The following is a 13,026-nucleotide window of genomic DNA, read 5'->3' as shown; positions in this document are numbered from 1 at the left end:
TCAAAGGTTTGATTGATCGCCCTCTTGTTCCACTGCAGGCACGCCATGGAGACCAGGGACATGCGTTTAGCTACCTTCATGGTCTCGACTTGAAGCCGGTCCTTTGGAAAGACCCGGTTCACGAGCCCCATCTCCTTCGCCTCATTGGCACCGATCGTGTCGCCAGTATAGATTAGTTCCCGACAGCGCGCGCCTATGATCCAGGGCATGACGAGCGTCGCCAGACCGCTCGAGAATCTGCTCTCGACCACGCCGAACTTGGACTCGTCCGAGCAGTACCGGACATCGCACATTTGGGCGAACTCAAACCCTCCGGCGAGACAATAACCTTCGATCTGCGCGATGACTGGCTTGGAGCAGGACCAGACCCTATAGGTGAAGTCGCAATCATCGGCGACCCGGTTCCGCCAATCCTCAATCGACCCTCGGGGGATGTCACTGGCTTCCTTGAGGTCATAGCCGGTTGAGAATGCTTTTCCGCCAGCACCGGCCACGATGATGACTCGAATATGCTCGTCTTCCTCCGCCTTGGCGATCGCGGTCCTGAACTCTTTCTTCATTGGCGAGCTCAGGGCGTTGTGGCGATCGGGATTGTTGAAGGTAATGGTCGCGACCCGCTCGTCGATCTCGTATTTCAGGAACTCGTAGTCCATGGCGGCAGTCTCCTTTGCGTCCTTCTCGGGTACCCGATTGATTGTCGCGACGGGCGTCTGGGAGCACGTCCATCCCGACCACGCGGGACTCAAGCACCATCAAGTGAATGATCTCGGTCCCGGCGAATATCTCGTGGAAGACTTCTCCAAAACACGACAGGGCCGAACTCAGATTCGCTCGGGCTCATGCAGCCGCCGACTTCGACCATGATCTGCATGCCGATCGCCGACTGTGCTGCCAGGCAGATCGTATTCTCCGCGGTGTTCGTCATGTTGATCATCGATCGCTTTCATTGTCTGGGTCTGCTCGAGAGGAGTTGTGCAAGCTGCGTGCCAGCCAACATGCGGACTGAACATGTTGCGCTTTTGCGTATGTGGCTCCTTTGCTTCACGACGCATGTCGGACTGCAAACAGGCGTCATTGGCGGGAACGGGCCAGCCGGGCGGACTGCTCGCCCGCCAGTACTGCATCTTTGTTTGCAAGTCGCACCGAATAAGGTCGCAACGCACGCGCTGGCGATAGGCGCTTGCGGGCGTGCTCGTCGGACGGGCCGCAAATGTGTTGAGCGGCAACAGCCCGATCACGAAACGCTGCGATATAAAGTCGATGAGCTAGTCAGTGCGGAGGCGATCTTGCGAGCGACATCGCGGATGGTACGGCCGAGATAGGGGTGTCTTCAAGGCCCAGTTGGGCGCGCTCGGCCCGTCAATAGGAGACTCACCTAAATTGCACGATGTCTGTGCTGCACACGGCCCCTTAAACGGACAACTTTCTTTAACCCAATAATGCTGGCGAGATTCAAGAACGTGCCCCGCGGTCAACTACTAAGGTTGGTAATTGATCTAGATGAGAAATATGGCAACCTGTTGAATGATTAGCGTCACCTTGGGAGAGTCGAGCTCGTCAATTGTCTGCTCTCGCTACCGCTGCTTCTCCGAACACAGGAATAAATGTGGCAGTCAATGTGTTCGCGGCGCCGTCGGCGGCTTTAGCTAGTCGTTCTCTCTGAGCGCTCGTGGAGCTGGTTAAGACGAGACGGAGACAAGCATGATCGTAGTGAATGAGCTATTTCCATTCGATACCGATAGCTGGCCCAAACGTCTAGAATTTTTGCGAATCACTGCGGCAATTCGCAGGACGGGATTTTGGCGCGGATATTGGAGGTCGGGGACGCCGGATAATCTTAGCAGCCGCAATGGTCGTATACGTTACCTCGTGAACAAGTCGTGAGCTTGCAATGAAGTATGAGTTGTTAGAGCGGGAAGTAGCAGGCGACAATCCGTGGGGGTTCAATGCCCATCCGTTCGAGGGAGAGCACCGCACGCAAATCAAGCGAGATCACAAATGTCCTCCAAGCGGGTACGCGAATGGCGCATTCAAGGTAGCCCCCGTTGCGAGTGAATCAACGTGATTGATTTCGCACCACGAGCGAGGGTGAGCATGCCAACGGACGTGGTGGCCGCATATGAAGCGGATAGTCCCCTTCGTTCAATGGCTCTCGACCGCGGGGGGAGTTCGAATAACAGTCGGGAGAAAGTTCTAAATTGATCGAGCTGAGCGCGTGCAATGCCAGTAACGCAATTGGTCAACAAAAGGGCCTGCTCGCCTATCTCGGAGTTCGAATCGACTTTCGGTTCAATCCAATTGTCGACGACATGGAGGAACTATGCGCATCTGCGGCATTAAGCTTACGCATGACGGAGCCGTCGCTCTTGTCGAGGACGGACGTTTGGTATTTTGCGTCGAGCAGGAGAAACGGGACAACAATCCGCGGTATCAGACCATCGATAATCTGGACGCAGTTGTTATCGCTCTGGCAGAGCACGGTCTGGACCTACGGGATGTCGACCAGTTTGTCGTCGACGGTTGGGGCGGTGAGGTCGAGTCGCAGTTCGAGGTCCGCAGTGGTGTGGCGCCTATCACTCTCAAAGGAGCGCCGTATCTTGAACGCCATGCCGAGGGTCTCCTCATCTCGCGCGACGGCTTCGGGTTGATGCTCAATGACATGCTCTTTCCTTACAGAAGCTATCCGCATGTCACAGGCCATGTGGCCTCCGCGTACTGCACCAGTCCCTTTGCCAAAGCCGGGCAAGCGGCCTTCTGCCTGGTGTGGGACGGCGGCATGTTCCCGCGTCTCTATTATGTAGAACGCCGCGCCGCCCGGTTCCTTGAATGCCTGTTCCCCATACTGGGCCACGCCTATGCTGCCGCTGGCCATCACTTCGGACCCTATAAGCAGCCGAGCCGCACGAACTGGGATCGGGGCGTTTCCGGTAAGGTAATGTCCTACATAGCACTCGGGTCTGTTGATGAAGACATCATGGCGCTGTTTCAGGAGCTCTATGAGGAGCGTTTGGCGGGCGACACGCAACTTGCCCGACGTTATCGTGCGGATACTCATAACTGGGAGTCCTCACTTGCATCTATGCACGACTTCTTCGAGGCCAGCGCGCTCCGGTTGAAGGCTAAGGCACACGAAGATGTACTCGCATCATTTCATGTTTTCCTCGAGCGTCTGCTCATCCGCGAAATTGCGATTGCTTCGCAGCGGTACTTTAATATTCCAGGACCACGAAATTTGTGTATAGCCGGAGGCTGCGGTCTCAATATCAAATGGAACAGTGCACTACGTGCTACCGGCGTTTTCGATGCTGTCTGGGTGCCCCCCTTCCCGAATGACAGCGGTTCGGCGATCGGTGCCGCTTGCTCCGCGATGGCGGAGCACGAAGGCTTCGTGCCATTGGAATGGTCGGTCTACAGTGGTCCTGTGCTGATACAAAGCGAAGTGCCGCCTGAATGGAGGGCCGCGCAGTGCAGTATGCGCGAACTTGCGGCCGTCCTCGCCAGCAACAAGCCCGTGGTGTTCCTTGCCGGCCGTGCCGAGCTGGGACCGCGGGCACTAGGCGGCAGAAGCATTCTGGCTGCCGCGACTAGGGCGGGAATGAAGGATTATCTTAACGACATCAAACTTCGCGAACACTTTCGGCCAGTGGCGCCGATATGTCTGGAGGATCGCGCGCAGGAAATTTTCAGCCCCGGAACGCCGGATCCCTACATGTTGTTCGATCATCAGACACGGGCAGAATGGCAAGACAAGATCCCCGCTGTTGTACATCTCGACGGATCTGCCCGATTGCAGACTATTCCCAGAGATTCTGAGCACAAAGTCGCCGAACTTCTCGTCGAATATGAAAGGCTCACGAGCATTCCACTGCTTTGCAATACCAGCGCCAACCACCATGGACGTGGTTTCTTCCCGAATGCCGCGGCGGCTTGCCGGTGGGGACGCGTTCAACACATATGGTGTGACGGTCTGCTGTGGACCAGAAAGGATCAAAACTAATCGTCGGTCGACTGTCCCTTTCACGTAAGACGGGGGCAGCAATGACGAGCGAGGACGAGGTTTAATCGTCAGAAGCCAAAAAGGAGTACGGATGCTCTACGTGGTCACGAGCTCGGAAGTCTTTCTTCGGATGATCGATCGAAGCTGAGCGAGTGAGGGCTATGTGGAAGTGTCAAGTGACTAGGTCGAGCGGGATGGACACGAGCCTTTGCGAAAATGCAAGCCGCAACCCATTGCACCGGCTCGAGGTGTTCACCGGGACCGGGCGACGCCGCGCCTGAACAGCGAAGGGTATATTTTCGAGTTACGCCGATGGTGAGATCGTAATCGGCGGTCCTGCCGGCACGAGGAGGGGGCACGTCGTGCAGACCGAACACGATGCGAAGACCAGCTTGCATGCGTCGGACAGACGCTGATGCTCTCGCGCAGTAGCTGCCATGACCGACTCGAAGGTGTTCTTCGGGCGTGTGCTGCGTGCTCCCATTAGCGTTGGAATGCTGGGGACCGAACATAAACGAATCTGGGCGCTGCGTCGGCGCGAGAAGACCTGGGATGAGAATGGCAGCCAACGAGACGAATGAAGATGGCCTCGTTATCTGGATCGAGAAACGGCAAGGCAGCGTCGATCGGTCCTGTTTTAGATCCCCCGGTGACCCGATCGTCGGTATTCCAGCTCATGCCTTTCTGCCAACAGCTTATCGGTGACAGCGCTTGCGAAGCGTCGGCAGCGATAGAATCGGTATCCTTGCTCCTCCGGGAATCCATTGCGGCGTGGCTCCTTCGCGCGCGGATGACGGTGAGTTGACCTGCGCCTAGATCGAAATCTGGCGACCAACTGTTGCACCCTACATGGCTGCCTAAGGGGCCGCGGCGCGGTGCCCGAACCTGAGGCGAACAAGGGCGTCGACCCCTCGCTCGGCGATCCCGAAAACGAGCTGCCGCTGATTGAGTGCGTGGTCGACGAAGCCCCCATCGCGAGTTGGACAGAAGCTGTCGGCTTGATGATCGCTCAAGGATCACCGTCGAATATTTGAAGACGCGAAAGCAGTTCGGCGCGGCAATCGTTCATTCCAGAGCCTGCAGCGTCGCGCTGCCGACATGTTCGTCATGCTCGAACAAGGACACTCGATGTCGATGTTCGCGACCGTGACGGCCATTTCGATCACGCGGTCGGAGGCGCAAGGGGGCTCGCAGCCGCCAAGGTGCAGATGGGCAAATCCGGATCGGCCAGCAGTCGGGCATCGGCATGGCCATGGAAGCCAAAATCGGCCACTATTTCAAGCGGCTGACCAGGATCGAGGGCACCTTTGACCGAGTATCACCTGCGCCGTGTCTGCCGTGTGATCTGTGATGTGATGAGGAAATAGTCACGCAATGATCGTCATGCCGGCCTTGTTCCGTCTCCGCTACTTCGGCCGGATCGACCCTACGATCCGATGAAGCATTGGCAAAGATGGGGGCGGGGCATCCACATCTGCAAATAGTGCGAATGGCCGGGATCAAGCCTTGCGGGGGCGAGAAGCGAAAGATGACTGGGGAGTGCGTACTGTGAACAGGGGCGGCATCGTCGACAATGCCGAGCGGCGCTCGATCGATTCAAGGAGCCCGGAAACTTCAGACGGTGTAGAGGCTGAATCGGCACTGGACACCGCGGCGAGAAGGAGCGAGCTCGCAATCCGCGACTGCATCGACTCTCAGTGCCTGCTCGTTTCCTAAGTTGACAAACAAGATCGTTCCGCCGGGCTTGGACCCGATTAGCGTGCGTCGCGCCCGCTGCCGCCCGGAGTGTGGTTGTTCAAGCGAGCCAGCACGAAGCGTAGTATGCCCAAGGCAGCGAGAAGCAGGGTCGCTCGATCGAATGCCGGCTGATAATAAACGAGAGACCGCACGCCCAAGTCTCTGGCCAACTTCGAGTTCGAAGGTGCGCTAATCACAAAGCGCTCCTCCATGAGCTCGCCGGCGGGACATTCCTGGCGCAATAATGCAAGATCGTGCTGGTCGGCGGGACCGGAACAGGCAAGATCCATTTGGCCATCGGAATCAGTTAAAGCTGCATTCATGATGACGCGCGCGGTCCGTTCTGTGGCGTCGTCCATCTCGTCAACTGCCTTCAGATGAAAAAGGGCGGGCTCGCCGATCACTTACCCGCTCGGATTTCGTTGTCCTGGACTAAATTAGCTATTTGCCGTTCCGTCCAGCCAAGTAGCTATTCCACCTGGTCAGCAAGCTCTACGGACCCGCTTCGATTTCCTCACCACCAATTTTGCGTTCGGTAGATGGAAGCCAAGACGACCACCGCACTGATCGACTGTCTCACTCGCCACTGCGATATCGTTGAGGCCGGCGTTGAAAAGTGCCCCTTCAAAAACCGGGACGGAAGATCGCGCGACAGCCTGCATACGCGCCGTCCCCGCAATCCCCGCCAGCTACGACGGCGCGAACGCTACCGCCCTCAGTACGCCGCGCGAAGCGTAGAATTGGATGCCAGATGTGGAGTGGGGGTTCGGGCGATTATTGCGGCAGGGACGCATGCTGACGCTGGCACGAGAGGTGCGCGGTCAGACCCGACGCCAGCACGGACCGAAGGTTTAGTCGCTGCACGCGTCGGAGTTGGAGTGCATCAGCAAGGCAAGGGAACGGCTTTACGAGTTCGGCGTTGAGGTGTCCGTCGCCAATAAGCTCAGCGCATGCCAAGGACGGTCAGCTCGTCGCCCATGCGGATGCGCTGCCGGCAATCCCAATGGCGGGCATACGCTCAACGCGTGGAGACGCTGATCGGTAACATCGTTAAGCGTGCTATCGCGGCTACAATCCACCTGGATACAGAGTTCAGCGGTTCACGTCACGCCCAAGATCAAGTGTGAGTTGCGCGGCCGCTCGGCCATCGAGCCGGTCATCGGTCATCTCAATCCGAGCACCGAATGAATCGGAACTAGCTCCGGCGCCGCCAGTGTGATGCCATATCCTCGCCGCCGCTGGTTACAACTTCCGCCGCCTTATCGCCTGGCTGAAGCTCTTGTTGCACTGACTCGTCGTCCAGCTCATCCTCCGAGTTCACCTCGTCCCGAGTTGAACTCCGGGTTCTTCACGGACGACGGATGTCTCGTACAACGATCAGCGTCCAGCGTCGGTCGCAATACGAACTGCAGAACCCCAATGATGTGCACCCGCGCCAATCAATGCAAGTCTTCAGCGTCAACGGCTGATAGCGCATTACGGCTCTGGCCGGCGCTACCGTCGGGTCGCCCGTCTTTGTCAAAGCCGAAAATTGGATCCGAAATTTAAAGACCTCCGGCGGGCATGCCGGAGGCCTTCTTGGAGGTGAACTCAGATATTATAGAGCCGCTTTTCTCTCCTTCCGCCTGACAAGGACTCACCAATTCCGCTGAGCGTGGAGGAGCAACGTGAGACTGTTCTGGTCCTTCAGTTCGTACGCAGCACCAGGCTTGGCAATAGCTGACTGTAGCGGCAGGGTCACCGTGCTTCCGCTCGCATACTTCTGGTCAAGCATCATGTAGGCGAGTTCAGCCCTGAAGGTCAGGTTCTTGACGGGGTTCCAGTTGGTCCCTACACCGGCAACTGCGTAGTTGAAGTCGGGATTACAGCCGGCGACACCGCTCGATAGCGTGAGACCTGCGACAACAGCGCCGCAGATGTAACCCTTAGCCGTGTCGTTGTATCGCACGGCGGCCCACGAACCAAAGATATCGGTGCTCCAGTATGGATTCCAGTTGTGGGTGTAGCCAGCATTAAAGCCGTAGGTCGTCGTCAGCTGCTGCCCGGCGCCAGCCACAAAGACAGAGTCAGATAGACCAGCAAGGCCGACGCTCTGGTAAGCACCCGCGAGGCTCGTGCTGCCGTACATCGCGTAGGCGGTCGACAGATTACTCTGGAAGTTGTAACGGGTTGCACCGTTGGTATAGACGCCGGTCAAGTTGATCGAGTCGCCAGCACCAGTTGGGAGATTCTTGAAAGATAATGCCAGCTGACCAGCCCAGCCCCATTTGTCGCTCGGGTGGCCGGTGACCTCGGTTGCGCCATAGTAGGCAGCATGGTTTTCATGTGCGGCGAACGACGCTTGGAAAAGGCCCCAAAACTGGTCAACACGAACCGCGGCAATCAGATCTGGAATTCGCGAACCGCCGATGTCGTTGGCACCGTACGTACCTGTCGCGAGACCTGCAGTCGTCGCGCCGCTCACGTTCCATATGCTGCTTGTGTCAAGAGGGATTTGATCTTCAGCCGAGAACGAGGCCGTAACGCCTTGACCGAAGTCGGCGGTGTAGCTGAACTGGTTGACGCCCCTTAGGCCGTTGGCGCCCGGCATTTCGAAGTAGCCCGTCGGATACTGGCCCCAGGGTGCAGAGAACTGTGAAGTCGCCTTACCCATCGTAAAACCCGCGAACTGAAGGAAAGCATAGTACACGGCCAGCAAATTACCAGCGCTCGAGGAAGAGTAAACTGTCGAGCCATTCACGGCGGTGGTGCCGGCACCCGAATAGGTTCCGTCGAGCCAAGTATAGAATCCGGTGAAGAAGGTGCGAACGACGCCGTACTCGGTCGCGGTGCGAGTATCGATGTTGAGGGTTAGACGGGCTAAACTGGTGGTATAATTGCTGAGACGATTGTGCGCGCCAGCCACACCGGTGCTGGCGGCGTCATAGTAAGCGCTCGTGTTCAACATTGTTACAGCGCGCAGATAACCACCGAGCTTGATGCAAGTGTCAGAGCCCGGGATGTAGTAAAAGCCGGCGCCATATAGCGAGCACACCTTCACGTACTCGATCGGCTTAGCCTTTACAGGCAGATCGGCTGCCTGCGCCCCAGCGCCAGCAAACATTGCTGCAGAACAGAGGATAAGACTCTTTGTCAGTTTCACTGATGAACCTCCAAGTTTGAAACGTCGTTTCCGCCTTCCAAAAATCCGCTGGCTCGCCTGGCCCCGTGGGCGAGGTGCTTGGCGGAACGACTTCGAGGCGCCCCTCGCTGTCCATCGTCTTATAATTTGCGAAATCAATTGATGTAAACAAGCAATTGTGCGAGATCATTCTTTATTCTGAGAACGTTGCACTTTGGCAACATTCTTTCGTGCGTGACTTAAAGGTGGAAATAAAGGCCTCCAGGAGGGCATCCTAGAGGCTTCACTTGGAGATTTTTATCACGGCCGCTGGTCAGCTGCGTAAAACGGCGACAATGTTGATGCGATAAATCAATTGTATTAATAAATTGTATTTTTTACCAACTATGTCATGCGAGCACTTCTTTCGGGGGGCCAAACGGGGATACGTAGGTTGCGCAGCTGTGACTACAGTCGTGCAACTTGAGAGTGACAGTAAGCTTCGGCGGAAAGAACCAACATGGCGGAAACAGAACAACTCGATAGAGCCTTCAGAGATTTCATCTGGAACATTGTCGAAATTCATTCGCAGCTTGAGGAAATACACAAAGGTTGGGCCCAGATGCTGGGAATATCCGAAGCTCAGTGGCTGATTCTGATGGCGATCGATGAACTCGATGAAGGTCGCGGTGTCTCAGGCACAGGCGTTGCGAACAAGCTCCGAATTCATCCCGCCTTTGTTACCAATCAAACGAAAAGGCTGGAACAAATGGAGCTGCTGGATCGCGCAACATCGCCTGATGATGCAAGATTCCTCCAGATGTCGCTTACGCCAAAGGCGCGGGCAGAGATCGCGAAACTGTCGGCCAAAAGAGAAGCCCTCAAGTCAACAATCTTTGGCGAATTAGATGGAGAGTCCCTTGCCTATCTCAACAAACGGCTAAACTCGATTGGCAAGAATAGCCGATTGGCGTCGCAAAAGCTGAGTATCGGCCTATTGTAGGCCGCCAAGAGATAGATGCCGATTTCGCTAGCAGAGGCCTTGTCAGTTAGCACTGTAAGGCCTTGAGACCATCGGTGAGGTTTTCACAGTCAATATTGATTTCGAAGCTGTGTGTCTGCGAGTTTATGATCTAGCCAACTTCACCTGAAGTCACGAAATTTTCGATCTGCCCCACGGGAGCCCGCATCATCCGAGGCAAAGCTAACTCAAGATCAATCCGCGCCGCCGCGCAGTAGTTTGATCACCTCCGACACGCTAACCAGGCCTCGGTCGCGTGCGACAAGGAGAATTGAACGCTCAACCGCCGCGCAGCTCGCAAGCAATTCGCTGACATGCCGTCCATGGCCACCACGTCTGGAGTCTTCGTAATCCAGCCCACGTCGGCCAAAAACCGCTTCTGCCACGTGTTCTCGTCCTCCAGCATCCTCAGCCGCTTGGCCTCCGAGACCTCCATCCCGCCAAACTTGGCTTTCCATTTGTAGATGCTGGCATCGCTGATGCCATGCTTCCGGCACAAATCGGCAACCGACACGCCAGCCTCGTGTTCCTTCAAATCCCGATGATCTGTTTCCGAAAAGCGGTTGCGCTTCATGCTCTGGTCCTTGTCTGGGCCAGAACGAACTTCAAACTGGATTAAGCCAAAGGGGCAAGGACACCGGGAACATCACATCGTACCCTGCGTGCGGCGTGTAGGGTCCGATCTGGCCTAAGCCGGTTACCACAAAATAGATCATGCGTGGATTGATCTCCTGATCGATCTGTAGTTTAAGCCGTAGCGCTTGAGAACGCCGACCTTGTAGTTCTCCATGAAGTTGTCTGGCAAGCGCGCGGACGATCTCCGGCCCTCGGGTTTTGCGATTGCACATCTCTATGATCACCGAGGTTACAGTTGACGGATGCATGCTCAAGCGCCTTCGTGCCGACTCTCAGCCTCACTAGGGCAAGAGCTACTCGTTTGGTTTTGGTGCCGCCGTTTGCTTCAACCGCTTGATTGTGCCGGAGAAGGTGAACAAAGTCCGCTCTGCGGCCCTCACTTGACCTCGCACGAAAATGAGCGAGCCGCCAGCACGGGTGATTTCACCCGTGCCCACGATCAGATCGCCTTCGCGCGCGGTATCGACAAAGTCGCAGGCCATGTTAACGGTCACGCCGATCCCTTGTAGCACCGGCTTGGCGATTACGAAGAGGCAATAGTCGGCGAACGTCATCAAGCAACCGCCATGGAGGGCCCCTGTGTCCCTAACGTGCTTTTTTTCGACTCGGAAGGCGCAGCGCGTACTACCGTCCGGTTCTTGCCGATACCAAAAGGGGCCAGCGTGAGTCTCAAAACCATCATCGTGGTAGATTCGCCAGCCTGTGAATTCACCCTCGGTACTCACGCGAGTGTTGACGCGCTGGTTCAGACTGTGAGAAGTTGCCTTTTTCGTCTGTTCGTGCATCGAAACAGAGCCCTCGATTGGTGATTTTGGTTTTAAGTTCCGCCGGCTACAAAGATGGTACCATTCTCGGGCGCAGAAAATCGCCAAGTAAGTGGTCCTTGGCGCATCCTTCCGGCGATCTTCCCACTTTGGCTCTGAAACTCATCTTGAAATCGATCGCGCGATGCGTGCGTGATGGCCGCAGAGGGAGCAGGTTCCTTGACCGATTACGTCGTGGACAGCGTTAAGGCTTCCCCGCTAGCAATTGTTGGCGCGCTGTATTAGCTCAGGCAGTTTTACGTCAGCCGGATCGTGTGAATTGATCGCCGCAATCTCCTCCAAATGGGTAGAGTCCATCACCTCGGACGGGGATGGATAAGAGGCCGAGCCGGTTCACGGAAACAGATGATCGGGATCTTGCGCGAGCAGGTAGCAGGGCGAAGACGGCCGACGTGTGCTGCAAATACGGGATTAACAGGGCCACGTTCTACAAATGGAAAGCCAAGTATGGCGGGCTGGAAGTATCCGATGCCAAACGGCTGAAGGCGCTTGAGTATAAGAACGCGAAGCTGAAGGAGCTGCTGGCGGAGGCGATGCTCGACAACGCCATGCTCAAAGGACGTCGCAGCAAAAAGATGGTGACGCCCGCCGCTAGGCGTGAGGCCGTCGCTCACCTTCAGATCGCCTATGAGGTCAGCGAGCGGCGGGCGTGTTCGGCGCCTGGCACCGATCGCACTTCGGTGCGGTATCGGAGCCATCGATCAAACGAGGCGGCGGTGCGGACACGGCTGCGCGAGCTGGCGTCCGTTCGCCCACGATTCGGCTATCGCAGGTTGCACATCCTGCTCAGGCAAAGGCATTGTCATGAATCACAAGAAGCTTCGTCGCCTTTATCGTGAGGAACGGCTTCAGGTGCGTCGTCGCGGCGGCCGCACGCGGGAAGGCGATGATGACATAGCCACCTCCGAAGAAGTGGAAGTCGTGGATCCGCGTCATCCGCTTTACGGCCGGCGCTATCGATTGACTTCGATCGGCAAGGAGACGACCACACGTGGAGCGCTGCAAGGGGCTCTTTGGATCTTCTCTAAGGTCCCCCAATCGTTTTGGGCCGGGTACTTTTCCCTCACCACGATCCGCCAGTCCGTTCCCGGTTGGCGCCGCAGCATGGACAGGTCCTTGGCACCGGATAGGCAATGCGCTCCCGTGGCAAATGCTCCGGCAGCGGCCGGCGCGCCGGCTTGCGGCGCTCAAATGATGCCACCGTAGTCTTATCAGCTGGGGCCATCTGCGCGGCGGATTGATCACCGAGTTGCACGCCTGGCTGCGCGAGCAGCGCGCAAAACTCTCCAGGAACAACGACACGACGAAGGCGATCAACTGTAAGCGGCGTGTCTCCCGCACCTTGTTCGGCGTGAGCTGATCGGCAACATGCGAGCCGTCATATACAGTTAGGTTCGCATATATGGTTGACGATATGGTTGACGCTTCGGAGCCACGGGGCCGGGTAGATATCCAGGTCGGGGTGGGGCATCGGCGGCGGTGGAGCGACGCGGTCAAGGGGCGGATCGTGGCGGAGTCGTATGCGCCGGGCGCTGTTGCGTCCGAGGTGGCGCGCCTGGCACGACATCTCGCCGCAACACCTGTTCGCGTGGCGCAAGGCGGCGCGTGCCGGTCTGCTGAGCATACCGGCGGAGCAACTCCACCACGATCCGTTCGCAGGGACAATTTTCGTCTTTCGTTCAAAGCGGGCGGACCGTTTGAAGATTTTGGC

Annotated in this window: 10 protein-coding genes and 4 pseudogenes; 6 read left to right on the top strand and 8 right to left on the bottom strand. The window is 57.0% G+C overall.

The window, feature by feature from the left end; all coding sequences use genetic code 11:
- Together SO180_RS40580 and SO180_RS40575 are read right to left on the bottom strand one after the other, a co-directional pair.
- A partial coding sequence (locus tag SO180_RS40580) for an enoyl-CoA hydratase/isomerase family protein (RefSeq protein WP_449384386.1) occupies positions 1–653 on the bottom strand: 653 nt, incomplete at its 3' end.
- Between the two features lie 89 nt (positions 654–742).
- Complete coding sequence (locus SO180_RS40575) at positions 743–934, bottom strand: hypothetical protein (protein ID WP_449384385.1); 192 nt, start codon at positions 932–934, stop codon at positions 743–745.
- Positions 935–2,320: 1,386 nt separating this feature from the next.
- On the opposite strand from SO180_RS40575, the gene nodU reads away from it, so the two are divergent.
- The gene (gene nodU, locus SO180_RS40570) at positions 2,321–3,997 is read left to right on the top strand and encodes a nodulation protein NodU (protein ID WP_449384384.1); all 1,677 of its coding nucleotides are present in this window, start codon (positions 2,321–2,323) and stop codon (positions 3,995–3,997) included.
- An 899-nt stretch (positions 3,998–4,896) separates the two neighbouring features.
- A pseudogene (locus SO180_RS40565) lies at positions 4,897–5,364 on the top strand (acyl-CoA dehydrogenase family protein); the annotation flags it as partial.
- Positions 5,365–5,751: 387 nt separating this feature from the next.
- Here SO180_RS40565 and SO180_RS40560 read toward each other — a convergent pair.
- Positions 5,752–6,138 (bottom strand): hypothetical protein, encoded by a 387-nt coding sequence (locus tag SO180_RS40560; protein ID WP_449384383.1) that lies wholly within the window; start codon positions 6,136–6,138, stop codon positions 5,752–5,754.
- Between the two features lie 1,232 nt (positions 6,139–7,370).
- Complete coding sequence (locus SO180_RS40555; RefSeq protein WP_449384382.1) at positions 7,371–8,876, bottom strand: porin; 1,506 nt, start codon at positions 8,874–8,876, stop codon at positions 7,371–7,373.
- A 478-nt stretch (positions 8,877–9,354) separates the two neighbouring features.
- Here SO180_RS40555 and SO180_RS40550 point away from each other — a divergent pair, with 478 nt between their 5' ends.
- Positions 9,355–9,837 carry a MarR family winged helix-turn-helix transcriptional regulator gene (locus tag SO180_RS40550; RefSeq protein ID WP_449384381.1) on the top strand — a complete coding sequence of 161 codons (483 nt, stop codon included), beginning with the start codon at positions 9,355–9,357 and terminating at the stop codon, positions 9,835–9,837.
- 379 nt (positions 9,838–10,216) lie between these two features.
- Here SO180_RS40550 and SO180_RS40545 read toward each other — a convergent pair.
- From SO180_RS40545 to SO180_RS40535, 3 genes and pseudogenes are all read right to left on the bottom strand, one after another.
- A pseudogene (locus tag SO180_RS40545) lies at positions 10,217–10,429 on the bottom strand (transposase); the annotation flags it as partial.
- Positions 10,430–10,460: 31 nt separating this feature from the next.
- The gene (locus SO180_RS40540; RefSeq protein ID WP_449384387.1) at positions 10,461–10,571 is read right to left on the bottom strand and encodes a hypothetical protein; all 111 of its coding nucleotides are present in this window, start codon (positions 10,569–10,571) and stop codon (positions 10,461–10,463) included.
- A gap of 213 nt (positions 10,572–10,784) precedes the next feature.
- Positions 10,785–11,276, bottom strand: a complete 492-nt coding sequence (locus SO180_RS40535) for a PaaI family thioesterase (RefSeq protein ID WP_449384380.1) — start codon at positions 11,274–11,276, stop codon at positions 10,785–10,787.
- Positions 11,277–11,597: 321 nt separating this feature from the next.
- Here SO180_RS40535 and SO180_RS40530 point away from each other — a divergent pair.
- Positions 11,598–12,194: pseudogene (locus SO180_RS40530) on the top strand (transposase); the annotation flags it as partial.
- A 184-nt stretch (positions 12,195–12,378) separates the two neighbouring features.
- Here the strand turns inward: SO180_RS40530 and SO180_RS40525 are convergent.
- A complete protein-coding gene (locus SO180_RS40525; RefSeq protein WP_479684006.1) occupies positions 12,379–12,570 on the bottom strand; it encodes an IS66 family transposase in 192 nt (63 codons plus the stop codon).
- 147 nt (positions 12,571–12,717) lie between these two features.
- Here SO180_RS40525 and SO180_RS40520 point away from each other — a divergent pair.
- Positions 12,718–12,831 (top strand): annotated as a pseudogene (locus SO180_RS40520) (hypothetical protein); the annotation flags it as partial.
- Positions 12,832–12,835: 4 nt separating this feature from the next.
- On the top strand, positions 12,836–13,026 hold a 191-nt coding region (tnpB, locus tag SO180_RS40515), incomplete at its 3' end, for an IS66 family insertion sequence element accessory protein TnpB (protein WP_449384378.1).

This window comes from Bradyrhizobium sp. UFLA05-112 (assembly GCF_053572325.1).
Note: the sequence above shows the minus strand (reverse complement) of the source record. Positions and strands in the feature narration are given on the sequence as shown.

What these genes read in the sequence shown, in the direction of transcription:
- SO180_RS40535 (WP_449384380.1), bottom strand. Translation starts at nt 11,276, where the DNA reads ATGCACGAACAGACGAAAAAGGCAACTTCTCACAGTCTGAACCAGCGC.
- SO180_RS40540 (WP_449384387.1), bottom strand. Translation starts at nt 10,571, where the DNA reads ATGATCTATTTTGTGGTAACCGGCTTAGGCCAGATCGGACCCTACACG.
- nodU (WP_449384384.1), top strand. Translation starts at nt 2,321, where the DNA reads ATGCGCATCTGCGGCATTAAGCTTACGCATGACGGAGCCGTCGCTCTT.
- SO180_RS40575 (WP_449384385.1), bottom strand. Translation starts at nt 934, where the DNA reads ATGATCAACATGACGAACACCGCGGAGAATACGATCTGCCTGGCAGCA.
- SO180_RS40550 (WP_449384381.1), top strand. Translation starts at nt 9,355, where the DNA reads ATGGCGGAAACAGAACAACTCGATAGAGCCTTCAGAGATTTCATCTGG.